16 protein-coding genes are annotated in these 14971 nt (G+C 64.0%); 9 read left to right on the top strand and 7 right to left on the bottom strand.

Annotation, left to right across the window (positions count from 1 at the left end; all coding sequences use genetic code 11):
• The first annotated feature begins 30 nt into the window (after window positions 1-30).
• From sufC to RB2654_RS04235, 5 genes are read left to right on the top strand one after another with little or no spacing between them, the layout of a single operon-like run.
• Window positions 31-783, top strand: coding sequence for a Fe-S cluster assembly ATPase SufC (sufC, locus tag RB2654_RS04255; RefSeq protein WP_008328904.1), 753 nt, complete (start codon window positions 31-33; stop codon window positions 781-783).
• The gene (sufD, locus tag RB2654_RS04250) at window positions 783-2087 is read left to right on the top strand and encodes a Fe-S cluster assembly protein SufD (RefSeq protein WP_008328903.1); all 1305 of its coding nucleotides are present in this window, start codon (window positions 783-785) and stop codon (window positions 2085-2087) included. The genes sufC and sufD overlap by 1 nt, the downstream gene beginning before the upstream one ends.
• A gap of 2 nt (window positions 2088-2089) precedes the next feature.
• A complete protein-coding gene (locus tag RB2654_RS04245) occupies window positions 2090-2584 on the top strand; it encodes a hypothetical protein (RefSeq protein WP_008328902.1) in 495 nt (164 codons plus the stop codon).
• Window positions 2581-3189, top strand: coding sequence for a Yip1 family protein (locus tag RB2654_RS22265; RefSeq protein ID WP_148912584.1), 609 nt, complete (start codon window positions 2581-2583; stop codon window positions 3187-3189). Before RB2654_RS04245 ends, RB2654_RS22265 begins: the two co-directional genes overlap by 4 nt.
• A complete protein-coding gene (locus tag RB2654_RS04235; RefSeq protein ID WP_008328899.1) occupies window positions 3182-4396 on the top strand; it encodes a cysteine desulfurase in 1215 nt (404 codons plus the stop codon). Before RB2654_RS22265 ends, RB2654_RS04235 begins: the two co-directional genes overlap by 8 nt.
• 6 nt (window positions 4397-4402) lie before the next feature.
• Here the strand turns inward: RB2654_RS04235 and RB2654_RS04230 are convergent, their stop codons facing one another.
• Complete coding sequence (locus tag RB2654_RS04230; RefSeq protein WP_008328898.1) at window positions 4403-5086, bottom strand: M48 family metallopeptidase; 684 nt, start codon at window positions 5084-5086, stop codon at window positions 4403-4405.
• 147 nt (window positions 5087-5233) lie between these two features.
• Between RB2654_RS04230 and RB2654_RS04225 the strand changes: the two genes are divergently transcribed.
• Entirely contained in the window at window positions 5234-5953 is a 720-nt protein-coding gene (locus RB2654_RS04225; RefSeq protein ID WP_008328896.1) for an FkbM family methyltransferase, read from the top strand.
• A 13-nt stretch (window positions 5954-5966) separates the two neighbouring features.
• Here RB2654_RS04225 and RB2654_RS04220 read toward each other — a convergent pair whose 3' ends face one another.
• The 5 genes from RB2654_RS04220 to RB2654_RS04200 form a co-directional block, all read right to left on the bottom strand.
• Window positions 5967-7151: a vWA domain-containing protein gene (locus RB2654_RS04220; protein ID WP_008328895.1), complete on the bottom strand. Its 1185-nt coding sequence runs from the start codon at window positions 7149-7151 to the stop codon at window positions 5967-5969.
• 16 nt (window positions 7152-7167) lie between these two features.
• On the bottom strand, window positions 7168-7332 hold the full coding sequence (locus tag RB2654_RS23670; protein WP_008328894.1) for a hypothetical protein: 165 nt from the start codon (window positions 7330-7332) through the stop codon (window positions 7168-7170).
• A 34-nt stretch (window positions 7333-7366) separates the two neighbouring features.
• Complete coding sequence (locus tag RB2654_RS04210) at window positions 7367-8767, bottom strand: DUF2927 domain-containing protein (RefSeq protein ID WP_148912583.1); 1401 nt, start codon at window positions 8765-8767, stop codon at window positions 7367-7369.
• The gene (locus RB2654_RS04205; RefSeq protein ID WP_008328892.1) at window positions 8764-9225 is read right to left on the bottom strand and encodes a GNAT family N-acetyltransferase; all 462 of its coding nucleotides are present in this window, start codon (window positions 9223-9225) and stop codon (window positions 8764-8766) included. The genes RB2654_RS04210 and RB2654_RS04205 overlap by 4 nt, the downstream gene beginning before the upstream one ends.
• A 376-nt stretch (window positions 9226-9601) precedes the next feature.
• Window positions 9602-10444: an AAA family ATPase gene (locus RB2654_RS04200; RefSeq protein ID WP_008328891.1), complete on the bottom strand. Its 843-nt coding sequence runs from the start codon at window positions 10442-10444 to the stop codon at window positions 9602-9604.
• 376 nt (window positions 10445-10820) lie between these two features.
• Between RB2654_RS04200 and dksA the strand changes: the two genes are divergently transcribed.
• Together dksA and RB2654_RS04190 are read left to right on the top strand one after the other, a co-directional pair.
• The gene (gene dksA / locus RB2654_RS04195; RefSeq protein ID WP_008328890.1) at window positions 10821-11243 is read left to right on the top strand and encodes an RNA polymerase-binding protein DksA; all 423 of its coding nucleotides are present in this window, start codon (window positions 10821-10823) and stop codon (window positions 11241-11243) included.
• 75 nt (window positions 11244-11318) lie between these two features.
• Complete coding sequence (locus tag RB2654_RS04190; RefSeq protein WP_008328888.1) at window positions 11319-12485, top strand: FAD-dependent monooxygenase; 1167 nt, start codon at window positions 11319-11321, stop codon at window positions 12483-12485.
• On the opposite strand, the gene RB2654_RS04185 is transcribed toward RB2654_RS04190, so the two are convergent.
• A complete protein-coding gene (locus tag RB2654_RS04185; RefSeq protein ID WP_008328887.1) occupies window positions 12464-13297 on the bottom strand; it encodes an isocitrate lyase/PEP mutase family protein in 834 nt (277 codons plus the stop codon). The genes RB2654_RS04190 and RB2654_RS04185 overlap by 22 nt on opposite strands.
• 191 nt (window positions 13298-13488) lie before the next feature.
• Here RB2654_RS04185 and guaB point away from each other — a divergent pair, with 191 nt between their 5' ends.
• Window positions 13489-14943 carry an IMP dehydrogenase gene (guaB, locus tag RB2654_RS04180; protein WP_008328885.1) on the top strand — a complete coding sequence of 485 codons (1455 nt, stop codon included), beginning with the start codon at window positions 13489-13491 and terminating at the stop codon, window positions 14941-14943.
• Window positions 14944-14971: the final 28 nt, after the last annotated feature.

The raw sequence follows: 14971 nt of genomic DNA, 5'->3' as shown, positions 1-14971 counted from the left end.
CCCGGACGCGCCCAGACAAGGATTACGAAAATGCTGAAGATCGAAAACCTGCACGTCAAACTGGAAGAAGAGGACAAGCAGATCCTCAAGGGGCTGTCCCTCGAAGTGCCCGCTGGCGAAGTCCACGCGATCATGGGGCCGAACGGCTCGGGCAAATCCACGCTGTCCTACGTGCTGTCCGGTAAGGATGGGTATGAGGTGACGGATGGCACCGCCACGCTCGAAGGCAACGACCTGCTCGACCTCGAAGCGGAAGAACGCGCCGCCGCTGGCCTGTTCCTTGCTTTCCAATATCCGGTGGAAATCCCCGGCGTCGGCAACATGACCTTCCTGCGCACCGCCGTGAACGCGCAGCGCAAGGCGCGCGGGGAAGAGGAAATGTCGGCGGCCGAATTCCTCAAGGTGATCCGGGCCAAGGCCAAAGACCTCAAGATCGACGCCGATATGCTCAAGCGCCCCGTCAATGTGGGCTTCTCGGGCGGTGAGAAGAAGCGCAACGAGATCCTCCAGATGGCGATGCTGGAGCCGAAGATGTGCATTCTGGACGAAACCGACTCCGGGCTGGACGTCGACGCCATGAAACTGGTGTCGGACGGGGTGAACGCCCTGCGCGACCCGAACCGCGCCTTCCTCGTCATCACGCACTATCAGCGCCTGCTCGACCACATCGTGCCGGATGTCGTGCACATCATGGCGGGCGGCAAGATCGTGAAGTCGGGCGGCCCGGAACTGGCGCTCGAGGTCGAGAAGAACGGTTATGCCGATCTGATGGAGTCCGCGTAATGGCGGTCGCGAAGGAAAAACTGCTCGCGCGCAAGCGCGACGCGCTGGCCGAACGGCTGGGCGCGCTGACGCTGCCCGAAGGCGGCGCGTGGATCACCGAGGCGCGCAAATCGGCCCTTGGCCGGTTGGAGGCGATGGGCCTGCCCGCGCCGCGCGATGAATACTGGCGCTTCACCAAGCCCGATCTTCTCAACGCACCCAAGCCCGCCCCCGCCGCCGTGTTTGACCACGGCGACGAGATGCCGGTTTTCGGTGAGGTCGACCGGATCAAGATCGTCTTCGTGGATGGCGTGTTCGACGCCGCGCAATCCGATGACCTGACCCTCGCCGGGGTCGAGATCGACAGGCTGGCCGAGGCCGCGAAAGCCGACATCCACTGGGCGAAGGGCGTTTTCGGCACAGTCGAACTGGCGAGCCAGACCCCGGTGGAACGCCCGCTCGCCGCGCTCAACACCGCCTTCGCGACCGACGGCGTGCTGATCCGCGTGACCGGGAAGGCCGCAAAGCCCATCTCGCTCATCTACAAGCACGAAGACGACTGTTCCGACGCGATCCTGCACAACGTGGTCAAGCTGGAGCCCGGCGCGGAGCTTACCCTGCTTGAAAACGGCCCGGCTGCGGCGCGGTTCAACAAGTGCCTTGAGGTGGACATCGCGGACGGTGCGCGGTTCCACCATATCCGGGCGCAGGGGCGTGACCATGAACGTCAGGCCGTGACCGGTATGTTCGTGCGTCAGGGAGCCGAGAGCCTGTTCAAGAGCTTCACGCTGACGGCCAACGGTCGCCTCACGCGCAACGAAAGCTTCATCGAGATGAAGGGCGCCAATGCTTCGGCCCACATCGCCGGTGCGGCGCTCGGTCACGGTGACTTCCACCACGACGACACGGTTTTCATCACGCATGATGCGGAAAACTGCGAAAGCCGTCAGGTGTTCAAGAAGGTGCTCCAGAAGGGCGCCGTGGGCGCGTTTCAGGGCAAGATCCTCGTCAAGCGCGGGGCGCAGAAGACCGATGGATACCAGAAGTCGCAGTCGCTGCTTCTGGATGACGAAGCGCAGTTCCTCGCCAAACCCGAGCTTGAGATTTATGCCGACGATGTGGCCTGTTCACACGGCTCGACTTCCGGTGCCATCGACGAGGACATGCTGTTCTACCTGCGCGCGCGCGGCGTCGACAAAGGCACCGCGATGGACCTGCTCGTCATCGCTTTCGTGGCCGAAGCCATCGAAGAGATCGAGGACGAGAGCTTCCGCGAGGAAATCACCGAGCGGCTGGAAAGCTGGCTGCTGCGCAGGCGGGGATAAGCATGTCGGTCGTGCGTGACGTGATCCGCGCCTATCGTGCGCCGCGCGCGGTGTTTCTGCGCCGCCTCGGCGATACGGTGCGCGAAGATCGTGCACTGGCCGTGCTGATGGTCGCCTGCATGCTGGTTTTCGTGGCCCAAGCCCCGCGCCTGCAACGTATCTCGATCGAAACCGGGCAGGAACTGAACCCGCTTCTGGGCGGCGCGATGTTCGCCTGGCTCTTCATCATGCCGCTCGCCGCCTATGGCATCGCTGCGATCAGCCACCTGATCGCGAAGGTCGTGGGCGGGCAGGGCACGTGGTTCGCAGCCCGCTTCGCACTGTTCTGGGCGCTTCTCGTCGCCAGCCCCCTGTGGCTTCTCTGGGGCCTCGTCACCGGGTTCATCGGACCGGGCGTCGAAGAAAGCATCGTGGGTGCCATCGCGCTTGCGGCCTTCCTGATCCACTGGATCGTCAACCTCGTCAGCGCCGAGGCGGGTGTGGGAGCGGTTGCGTGAGGTTCGAGCCGGGATACCTTCTCGGAATGGCGATGCAGTCCATCCCGGAGCCGCGCAAGATCGCGCGGGAGCTGTTCGCGCTGAACCTCGACCGGGCGACGCTTTGGCAGATCCTGATCCTTCTCATGGTGATCGGCGCCATTCTGGGTGTCGGGTCGTCGGTCCTGTTCCCGCCCGCGCCGGAACTCGAAGGCACGATTTTCGCGATGCCGCTGATCGTCGCGATGGCCGAGGCGTCGATCGCCGTCATCACGGTTTTTCTGATCTACTGGCTGGGCCGGTCGGCGGGCGGAACGGGCCGGTTCGAGGACGGGATCGTCACGGTCGCCTGGCTGAACTTCGTGCTTCTGATCGTGCAGACCGTCGTTCTGGTCCTAAGCCTTTTCGCCCCGTCTCTCGCCGCGCTGCTGTGGCTCTTCGGTGGCTTCACCGGGTTCTGGATTCTGAGCCATTTCATCGCGGAACTGCACGGTTTCGCCTCGGCCCTGCGCGTATTCCTGACGATCCTTCTGACCAGTTTCATCGCCGTCGCGATCCTGTCGATCATCCTTGCGATCCTCGGGGTCGGCGGGGCCATGACCTCGGGAGAGCTTGGTAATGTATGATGTGAACAAGATCCGCGCGGATTTCCCGATCCTCGCGCGTGAGGTGAACGGCCAGCCGCTGACCTATCTCGACAACGGGGCTTCGGCCCAGAAGCCGCAGGTGGTGATCGATGCGGTGACGCGCGGCTATGCCGAGGAATATTCCAACGTCCATCGCGGTCTGCACTATCTGTCGAACCTCGCCACCGAGAAATACGAAGCGGTGCGCGGCATCGTCGCCCGTTTTCTGAACGCGCCGTCCGAGGATGAGATCGTGTTCAACTCCGGCACGACCGAGGGGATCAACATGGTCGCCTATGGCTGGGCCGCGCCGCGCATGGCCGAGGGCGACGAGATCGTCCTGACCGTGGCCGAGCATCACGCCAACATCGTCCCGTGGCATTTCCTGCGCGAACGGCAGGGGGTCAGGCTCGTCTGGGTCGAACCCGACGCGGACGGGTCGATCCCGGCGGACAAGGTGCTGGCCGCCGTGACCGAGCGGACCAAGCTGATCGCGGTGACGCAATGCTCCAACGTCCTCGGCTCCATCGTCGACGTGAAGGCGATCAAGGCCGGTGCGGGGGACGTGCCCGTGCTGGTGGACGGCTCACAGGGCGCGGTGCACATGCCGGTGGATGTCGCGGATCTTGGCGTCGATTTCTACGCCATCACCGGCCACAAGCTTTACGGTCCCTCCGGCTCGGGCGCGATCTTCGTCAAGCGTGAGCGGATGGACGAGATGCGGCCCTTCATGGGCGGCGGCGACATGATCCGCGAGGTGACGCGCGAAACCGTCACCTACAACGATCCGCCGATGAAGTTCGAGGCGGGCACGCCGGGGATCGTCCAGACCATCGGTCTGGGTGTCGCGCTGGAATACATGATGGGCGTCGGGATGGAGAATATCGCGGCCCACGAGGCATCGCTTGCGAAATATGCCGCCGAACGGTTCGAGGGGCTCAACTGGCTTAACGTGCAGGGCAAGGCGCCGGGCAAGGCCGCGATCTTTTCGCTGACGGTCGAAGGCGGGGCACATGCGCATGACCTGTCCACGATCCTCGACAAGAAAGGGATCGCGATCCGCGCCGGCCACCATTGCGCCCAGCCGCTGATGGACCACCTCGGCGTGCCCGCCACGGCGCGCGCGAGTTTCGGCATGTACAATACGACGGAAGAAGTCGACCGGCTCGTCGAAGGGCTGGAGTTGTGTCACCGGCTGTTCGGCTGAGGCGCGTCACCGCGCCCATTTGGCCTCGTTCGCTTCGATGGCGGCAATGCGCTGGTGCGTTTTCGGGTGGCTCAGAAGCCACGCGGGTTGACCGTTGCCCCGGCTCTTGGTGAGGTCTTCGAGTTTCTCGAAAAGCGACTTCTGCGCGGCGGTGCCGATCCCGGATTTCATGAGCAGGGCGGTGGCATAAGCGTCGGCCTCGTATTCGTCGCCGCGCGACAGGCGCGCCATGACCATCGACGACAGCGCGCCCGCGATCATCGGCCCCAGACCGGGAATGAACCGTCCCAGCAGCATGATAAGCGCCGTGCGCAGCGCGTTCTGCCCGGAAAAGTCGATCATCCGCCGTCGCGCGTGACCCAGCGCCACATGGCCCAGTTCATGCGCGATGACGCTCGCCAGTTCTTCGGCGGAAACCTTGCCTTGCCGATACTGGTCATAAAACCCGCGCGTGATGAAGATGCGTCCATCGGGCGAGGCGAGGCCGTTGACCGGCTCGATCTCGTAGATGTTCACGCGGATGCGCGGCAGGTCGAGCGCCTGTGCCATCCGCTCGGTCAGCGCGCGCAGCTTGGGATCGGCGAGCTCGGTCGATTTCGCGTCCAGTTCATGCCGCAGACGCCATGCCGAGAACCACCACAGGACGAACCCGTAAAGCAGCGCGATCAGGATGGGCGTGAACTTCAGCATGTCAGGAATATGGAGTTTGCCGCGTCCTCGCGCCAGTGCGTATGCGCGTCGCGGCGTTCACAAACTTGACCGCTCACGAAGAATCCATTCAACTTGGGATTGTGGGTGACAAGTGGAGATGAGGGGACACCAGAACGGGAGTCCCTTATGGACGATATTTCACGCATCTTGCCACGCATTCCGGGTAAGCGCGATTCCATCGCCAAGTTTCTTGCCGCCGGGTTTCCGGTGGAAACCGTGATCGACGTGGGCGTGCAGTATGGCACGCCGGAACTGATCGACACGCTGGGCGACCGCCGCCACATCCTGTGCGAGCCGATCGTCGAATACCATGACAGCATCAGGCGCACTTACACCGCGCGGGGCGTCGATTTCCTGCTCGATGCCCGCGCGGCCTCGGACAGCGACGGAACGGCGCAGATCGCGCTGTCGACCACATCGGACGCCAGCACGATCACACATGCGCGCCTGAACGACACGGATGCGCCGGGGCAGACGCTGCGTGCGGTCGAAACCGTCACGCTGTCGACGCTGGTCGAGGATCTGAACCTTACCGGGCCGTTCCTGCTCAAGATCGATGTGGACGGGGCGGAAGAGATGATCCTGAAAGGCGCGGCACCGATCCTGAGCCAATGCTCCGGCGTCGTGATGGAGGCGCATGTCGAAAGCTTTTTCGCGCGGTGTCAGCACCTTGTGGATGCTGGCCTCTCGCTCTTCGACATCATCGACCTGTGCTATTACGACAACCGGCTGTGTCAGGTGGACGTGTTTTTCATCAACCCGGCCTTCGCACCCGACGGGGCCGAAAAGCCGATCAGCGGCGCCTGGGACAATTCGAAGTGGTTCGACCTGATCCGCCACATCTGACAGGGCAGACGGATCAGCGCACCAGTTCGCGCATCCCCCGGTCGATCCCTTCAAGCGTCATCGGCACCATGCGATCCTCGAAGATCTCACGGATCATCTCGACCGATTGGGTATAGGGCCAATAGCGTTCCTGAAGCGGGTTGATCCACAGGTGATCGGGCCATTGTTCGCGCGCGCGTTGCAGCCAGACCGATCCGGCCTCGGGGTTCCAGTGCTCGTTGGCACCGCCCGGCATCGCGACCTCGTAGGGCGACATCGAAGCGTCACCGACGAAGATGCACTTGTAGTCCGACCCATAGGTATGAAGCACGTCCCATGTCGGGGTCTGTTCGGTCCAGCGCCTGCGGTTGTCGCGCCAGACGCCTTCGTAAAGGCAGTTGTGGAAGTAGTAGTATTCGAGATGCTTGAACTCGGTCCGTGCCGCCGAGAACAGCTCTTCCACCACCTTGATATGCGGGTCCATGCTGCCGCCCACGTCGAGAAACAGCAGAACCTTGACCGCGTTGCGCCGTTCGGGCCGGACCTTGACGTCGAGATAGCCATGCTCGGCGGTCGAACGGATCGTGCCATCGAGGTCCAGTTCCTCATGCGCCCCGTCGCGCGCCCAGTTACGCAGACGCTTGAGCGCGACTTTGATGTTGCGGGTGCCAAGCTCGACCGAGTCGTCGAGGTTCTTGAACTCGCGCTTGTCCCAGACCTTGACCGCGCGTTGATGGCGGCTTTCCTTCTGCCCGATGCGGACGCCTTCGGGATTGTAGCCATAAGCGCCGAAGGGCGAGGTGCCGGCGGTTCCGACCCATTTCGATCCGCCCTGATGCCGTTCCTTTTGTTCTTCCAGCCGTTTCTTGAGCGTTTCCATAAGCTTGTCGAAGCCACCCAAAGCTTCGATCTCGGCGCGTTCCTCGTCGCTCAGGTGCTTCTCGGCCATCTTGGTCAACCAGTCGGACGGAATGTCCACCGCCTCCAACACCTGATCGAAACTGATCGCCTCAAGCCCTTCGAAGGCCTGCGCGAAGGCGCGGTCGAACTTGTCGAGATTGCGCTCGTCCTTCACCATCGAGGCGCGCGCGAGGTAGTAGAAGGCCTCGACGTCATAGGTCGCAAGCCCCGCGCGCATCCCTTCCAGAAAGGTCAGGTATTCACGCAGCGATACGGGAACCTTGTTGTTCCGGAGCGTTTCGAAAAAGGGAATGAACACGGGCGGCGTGCTCCTGTTACAGGCCTCGGCTGAGGAAGACCGTAACAAACAGGCCGAGAATTGCAAAAGCCATGCCATAGGCCGCGCCGTATTGCGCAAGGTCGAGCCGCTGACCCCCGCGTTTGCGGGCCTGATAAGCGCCGAGAAGCGCGCCGAACACGGCGAATGCGAAAACGATCATGTGGCCTCCCGGGGCAAGTCGCTGCCCCGGAGGGTCAGCCTCGTTTGATGGGCGAGATCGCGGCGATTTCAAGCAGCCGCTGTCCCACCTCGGCGTCGGAACCGAAGCCATATCGTGCCCAGCCGAGGCTGTCGAGACGCACCAGATGCGCCTCAGCGTCGCGCCCCAGAATCTCGAGCCCTTCGGCCTTTATCATCAGGAGCGTCGACAGAAGCGCGGCATTCTGGGCCGAACGCACGGCGGGCATATGGTTGTCGACGATGCGGATCGCGGTATCGGCATTGCCGAGCGACAGGGCATGGGCGGCAAGCTGCACGCCCATATGCGCGGCCTGAAGCCGGGTGCCGGGCAGGGCGCCATAAATCGCCTCGGCCTCGCGGAAGGCCGCCAGTGCCACGTCCGAGTTGATGCCCAGATTGAGACGCCCGAGCGCGAAAAGCGAGAAGGCGAGGCGCGTGTCGTTCCAGCCATAGGCGCGGGCGAGGTCCACGGCCTGACCGGCGGCCTTGCGTCGCTGGGTGCCGCTTTCGTTGGCGCTGAGTGCGGTCTCGATCGCGGCTTTCCACGACCGCGGGGTCGGCGAGGTGGCGACCGGATACCCCATGCCGCCCGCCGGGTTGAGCCGCGCGAGCAGGCCGGGCAGGCGCGCCGCCACCTGTTCGCGGGTCATGCCGGAGCTGAGTTCGGGCGAATAGTAGGCCCGCAGGATCAGCATGTCGAAGCCGGTCAGAACAGTATGGAAATTGTCGTCGTTGAACACGCTGTCGGCGAGGCGGTAGAGGTCGTTCACCGGGCCCAGCGATTGCGCCACTTCCTCGTGCAGGCAATCGCGCATTTCCTGCGGAGCCACGTCGCCGGGGATGAACACCGACATCTGCGTGCGCACCTGCAACTTGGTCCAGTCCGTGCGCGGCGAGCGGCGGTTGGTCTTGTAGTCGCGCCAGCCGGAAACGTTCGGGGCCACGAAACAGGCCGCACCGGGCACGAGCGCCTGAAGCTGACGTTTCGGAATGACCTCGAGCGTGATCGAGGGCGTGCCCTGACCCGTGTAACGCGAGATGTCGATGCCCGCCTCGGTGCGCAGGCGCCCGATGAGCTGGTCCAGCTCGCTGTCGAGGACCGAGGCCTTGCGACCGGAGACCTTGACCGTCACCGGACCTTCGAAGCGCGACATGACGGGCAGGGCGCGCCCCGATTCAAGCTGGAACGACAGATCGAGAAAGTCCGACGCGACCTCGCCGTTCGAGCGGGCGACGGCTAGCGTCGGTCCCGAATTGAACGCCTTCATTGGTGGCAGTTCCGTGGGCAGGTTCAACTGCCGCGCCGTGACTTCTCGGGCGAACTCCGACGCTGGCGTTTGCAGTGCACCTGTGCAACCTGCCAGAACCAGAGCCGCCCCGGTGACCGCCCCCACGATCCATCTGTGCCCGTTCATGTGCGTATCCCCCGTTGGTACTTGATGAACGGTGTCTTCTCGGCGATCCGGTCATAAAGGCGTCGTGCCGTCGTGTTGAACTCCTGCGTGTTCCAATAGACCACGGGCGTGCCGTTCCGGTCGGCGGCCTCATAGACCGCTTCGATCAGCGCACGCCCCACGCCGAGGCCACGGACCTCGGGATCGGCATACAGGTCTTGCAGGTAACAGACGTCCTCGATCCGCCAGTTGTGGCGGTGATAGAGGAAATGGACGAGCCCCACAGCTTCGCCGTTCGCCTCGGCGACAAAGCAATGCTGCGGTTCGTTCCCCGAGAGAAGCCGTTCGAAGGTGGTCAGGTACACCTCCTCGTCGACCGCGCTCTCATAGAACCGCAGATACTCTGTCCAGAGGCGACGCCACTGGGGCTCGTCCGCACGCGTCAGTGCACGGACGGAGATCTGTGTAGTGTCTCCCAACACGCTACAGGCACACCGTTCCTTGCCCCCCCAGGCAGGTTCAATGGTTAGGTCACCCCGCCCGGATTCCCCAAGCGGAAAGTGGCCGAATTGGGGCAGAAAATGGATTGTCCCGTGTCGGGCAACAATCGCTCCGCAAGATGTGGTGGGCGTATCGCCGCACAGCACAATGCCGCGCTGCGGAATGTGGCGGAATTGCGGCGGCGAGAGCGTGGCGACTCGAATCATACTCATGCCCAACAGTCAGCCGCTCAACTGGTTCCGATTTTGGGCAAGGCCGGGACAATGCGCGGGCGAACTGCGGTTTGTTTCGGGCAGGCGCGCATGAAAAAGGCCCACGCCGGGGCGCGGGCCTGTCGCATCGTCAGGGTCTGCGTCAGCCGCGTTCGCGACGTGCGAGGAAGGCGAGGCGTTCGAACAGATGCACGTCCTGCTCGTTCTTCAGGAGTGCGCCGTGCAGCTTGGGCAGGGCGGTCGAGCCATCGCGTTTCAGGTCTTCGGGGTCCATATCCTCGGCCAGAAGCAGTTTCAGCCAGTCGAGCACTTCGCTGGTCGACGGTTTCTTTTTCAGCCCTTGCTGTTCGCGAATTTCGTAGAACTGCGTCAGCGCGGTGGTCAGCAGCGCCTCCTTGATGCCCGGATGGTGGACCTCGACGATCTTGCGCATCGTCTCGACGTCCGGGAATTTGATGTAGTGGAAGAAGCAGCGGCGCAGGAAGGCGTCGGGCAGCTCTTTTTCGTTGTTCGAGGTGATGATGACGACCGGGCGGTGCTTGGCGCGGATCGTCTCGCCGGTTTCGTAGACGTGGAACTCCATCTTATCGAGCTCCTGCAACAGGTCGTTCGGAAACTCGATGTCGGCCTTGTCCACCTCGTCGATCAGCAGAACGACCCTTTCGTCCGCCTCGAAGGCCTGCCAGAGCTTGCCCTTCCGGATGTAGTTCGACACGTCATGAACCCGCTCGTCACCCAACTGGCTGTCGCGCAGGCGGCTGACCGCGTCGTATTCGTAAAGCCCCTGCTGCGCGCGGGTGGTCGATTTGATGTTCCACTCGATCATCCTGAGGCCAAGGCTCTCGGCCACCTGCTTGGCGAGTTCGGTCTTGCCCGTGCCCGGTTCGCCCTTGACGAGCAGGGGGCGTTCGAGCGTGACCGCCGCGTTCACGGCGATGGCAAGGTCGTCGGTCGCGACATAGGTTTCGGTGCTCTCAAATCGCATCATCCACTCCCGGCTGGTTGGCACGAAGTAAACGGCAGCAAGGCTGACATGCAAGTGGGGCGCGCGGAAACGTGGCGGCACGGACGGGCGGCGCGCGTTAATGCAAAACGCGAATTAGAGGTTGCAGAATCAGGTGGCCTTCACCTATTTGAGCGCCAGAGATATGGTTATCTTTCAAAAACTTGCACGAGGATTTGGGTGTGCAAGACTGCGAAATGTGCAGCTTGGTCGGCACCATCGCCCAAAACGTGAACACGGCGAACGGTTTGTGTAGTGACATCCCCGGAGGGCTGGGATACACGACCCCACAGGAGAGCACCGAATGGTAAAAAGTAACCAAGTTAACGGGGCATCCGGGGTTGAAGAGGAGAGTGGGATGAAGGTGGAAAGCTTCCTGCCGGACAACTACACGCCGGCCGAAGACGAACCTTTCATGAATGACCGGCAGCTGGAATACTTCCGCGTCAAACTGTTGAAATGGAAAGCCGAATTGCTGGGCGACAGCAAGCACACCATCGAAGGCCTGCAAGACAGCACCCGCAACATTCCCGACATCGCGGACCGCGCCTCGGAAGAGACGGACAGGGCGCTTGAACTGCGCACCCGCGACCGCCAGCGCAAGCTCGTCGCCAAGATCGACAGCGCGCTGCGCCGCATCGACGAGGGCGAATACGGCTACTGCGAAGAGACCGGCGAACCGATCTCGCTGAAGCGCCTCGACGCCCGCCCGATCGCGACCCTGAGCCTCGAAGCGCAGGAGCGTCACGAACGGCGCGAGCGGGTTCATCGCGACGACTGATCGTCGGCGCAGGGGATGAGATTTGACCGGCACCGCGGCGGATGCGCCCCGGTGCCTTTTTTTGATGGGGCATCCATGTTGATCGGTCAGGACATCTGCATCGTCGGTGCGGGGATCGGCGGGCTTGCCGCCGCCTGTGCGCTGGCCATGCGCGGGGCGCGAGTGACGGTTCTGGAACAGGCCGACGCGGTGCGCGAGGTCGGTGCGGGCATTCAGGTCAGCCCCAATGGCCTGTCGGTGCTGGACGCGCTCGGGGTCGGGGACGAGGTGCGCGCGCGCTGCCCCCGGTCGAAAGCCGTTCATCTGCTCGACGGCCTGACCGGGCGCAGCGTCATCCGCATGGATCTGGAGCGTCTGCGACCCGATCAGGATTTCCGCCTCGTGCACCGCGCCGACCTGATCGACATCCTTCTGACGCGCGCGACCGGGCTGGGCGTCGTCGTCGAGACGGGGCAGGCAGTGACGGCGGCGACCATCGGCCATGACGACGTGACGCTGACGGTGAACGGTGTGGACCGGGATCTGCCCTTCGTGATCGGTGCCGACGGGTTGCATTCGGTCCTGCGTCCAATCCTGACCGGCAAGCGTGACCCGTTTTTCACCGGGCAGGTCGCGTGGCGCGCGCTGGTGCCTGCAACGGGTGGCGAACCCATGGAGGCCCGCGTGTTCATGGGGCCGGGCCGCCACATGGTCACCTATCCGCTGCGCGACGGCTCTCTCATCAACATCGTGGCGGTCGAGGAGCGGGATGGCTGGGCCGACGAGGGCTGGCACCACCCGGATGACCCCGACAACCTGCGCCGGGCCTTCGCCATGTTCGCCGACGCGCCGCGCGCACTGCTCGCCCGGGCCGAGACGGTGAACATCTGGGGGCTGTTCCGTCATCCGGTCGCGAACCAGTGGCACAAGGGGCCTGCGGTCATTCTGGGCGATGCCGCGCACCCGACGTTGCCGTTCATGGCGCAGGGCGCGGTCATGGCGCTCGAGGATGCCTGGGTGCTTGCCGATAGCCTCGCGGTTGCGGGGCTGGACGAAGGTCCGGCGCTCTATCAGGCCCGCAGACGCCACCGGGCCGAGAACGTGATCGAAGCGGCGAACGGCAATGCCCGCAACTACCACTACGCCAACCCGGTCCTGCGGTTCTTGGGCCACAATGCGCTGCGCTTCGCGGGCAACCTGTCGCCGGACAGCGTGCTCAAACGCTACGACTGGATCTACGACTACGACGTGACGACGGCCTGACCCGACAACAGCGCGTCGACCTCGGCACCGCTCGCCGCCGCGGTGAGGGGCGAGAAGTCGCCGCGCCCGAACATGGCGCGACCGGCGTTCAGGATCGCGGCCTGCGTCACCCGTGCCAGCGCGCCCCCGATGGAAATGCGCGCCACCCCGATTTCGGCGAACTGAGCCCGCGTCACCCCCGCGAAGGGTCCGGCGGCCAAGGCGTTCACCGGCACCGACACCGCGTCGCAGACCCGTTTTTGCGCGGCAAGGTCGCCCGGATGGGGGACATAGACGCAATCCGCGCCCACGGCCTCATAGGCCCGCACCCGCGCGATGGCCTCGTCCAGATCGTATTGGCCGTTCATCACGCCATCCGCCCGCGCCACCAGAACGAAGTCGCGGGGCAGGGCCCGGGCCGCTTCGACTGCCGCCTTGATGCGCGCGACCGCAATGTCGCGGTCGTAGGGCGTGGGGGACGGCAGCATCGCGTCTTCGATGGAAATGCCCGCCAGCCCCGCCTCATAGGCCAGAAGCACGGTGTCGAAAATATCCTCAGGGTCATGGACGAAGCCGTTCTCGAAATCGCCCGAGACCGGGACGGTGACCGCACGCACTAGCGTTTCGGCATGCCCCAGCGCCTCTTCCCGCGAGATGCGCCCCATGTCGGGGCGTCCGAGCGTGAAGGCATGGGCCGAGGACGAGGTCGCGATGGCCTCGGCTCCCAGTCCGACCAGCAGTTTCGCGCTCCCCGCATCCCAGGCATTCGCCAGAATGAACGGATCGCCCGGCCTGTGAAGGGCACGGAATTCGGCTCCGATGTCGCGTCGCATGGCTGATCCTCCCTCGTCCTGCCGTGAATCCTATCCACAAGCGGCCCGCAGGCAAACGGCAATCGTGACGGTTCGGCCCGGATCGAAAGACCTGCATGAGTGCTGCGGATTTTCGCCCCCGGACCCCTTTCCATTCTTCCCGGCCCGTGAAATAGGGAAGTGCCAAACGATCCCTCCAAAGGAGACCGCTCATGGAGATTCGCGAGGCGCTTACCTTCGACGATGTTTTGCTGGTTCCAGCCGAAAGCACGGTGCTGCCGTCCACGGCGGACACGACCACTTGGGTCACCAAGTCGATCAAGCTCAACATACCGCTTCTGTCCTCGGCGATGGACACGGTCACCGAAAGCCGCATGGCGATCTGCATGGCGCAGGCGGGCGGGATCGGCGTGATCCACAAGAACCTGACGGTCGAGGAACAGGCGCGCGAGGTGCGGCGGGTCAAGCGGTTCGAAAGTGGGATCGTTTATAACCCCGTCACGCTGACGCCGGATCAGACGTTGGCCGATGCCAAGGCGCTGACCGAGCGATACGGGTTCACGGGCTTCCCGGTGGTGGACGAAAACCGCCGCGTCGTCGGGATCGTGACCAACCGCGACATGCGCTTCGCCCAGCATGACGACACGCCTGTGCGCGTGATGATGACGGGCGACGATCTTGCGATCCTTCAGGAGCCCGCCGACCGGGACGAGGCGATCAGCCTGATGAAGTCGCGCCGGATCGAGAAGCTGCTTGTCACGGACAAGACCGGCAAGCTCACCGGGCTTCTGACCCTGCGCGACACCGAACAGGCCGTGCTGAACCCGACCGCCTGCAAGGACGATCTGGGTCGCCTGCGGGTCGCAGCCGCGACCAGCGTGGGCGACAGCGGGTTCGAACGGACCGAGGCTCTGGTCGACGCGGGCGCCGACATCGTGGTGATCGACACCGCGCACGGCCATTCGCGCGGGGTGCTCGAAGCGGTCGACCGGGCCAAGAAACTGTCCAACGAGGTTCAGATCATCGCTGGCAACGTCGCGACCGCCGAGGCGACACGCGCGTTGATCGACGCGGGGGCAGACGCGGTGAAGGTGGGGATCGGCCCCGGCTCGATCTGCACGACCCGCATGGTCGCGGGCGTCGGCGTGCCGCAATTGACAGCGGTCATGGAAAGCGCGCGCGAAGCGGCCAAGACGGGCGTCCCGGTGATCGCGGATGGCGGCATCAAGTTCTCGGGCGATTTCGCCAAGGCGATCGCTGCGGGGGCGTCCTGCGCGATGGTCGGCAGCATGATCGCGGGCACGGACGAAAGCCCGGGCGAGGTGATCCTGTATCAAGGACGCTCGTTCAAGAGCTATCGCGGCATGGGGTCGCTGGGCGCCATGGCGCGCGGTTCGGCGGATCGGTATTTCCAGAAAGACGCGGCGAGCGACAAGCTGGTCCCCGAAGGGATCGAGGGGCAGGTGCCTTACAAGGGGTCCGCGAATGCGGTCGTCCACCAGCTCGTCGGCGGGCTGCGGGCGGCGATGGGCTATACCGGCAACGCGACGGTCGAGGCGATGCGCACGAACTGCCAATTCGTCAAGATCACCGGTGCGGGGCTTAAGGAAAGCCATGTCCACGACGTGCAGATCACGCGTGAAAGCCCGAACTACCGGATCGGCTGAGATTTGAAGGGCTTGGCGGTCGATATTC

Source organism: Maritimibacter alkaliphilus HTCC2654 (assembly GCF_000152805.1).
Lineage (GTDB): Bacteria > Pseudomonadota > Alphaproteobacteria > Rhodobacterales > Rhodobacteraceae > Maritimibacter > Maritimibacter alkaliphilus.
This window is presented reverse-complemented; position numbering and strand designations above follow the sequence as displayed.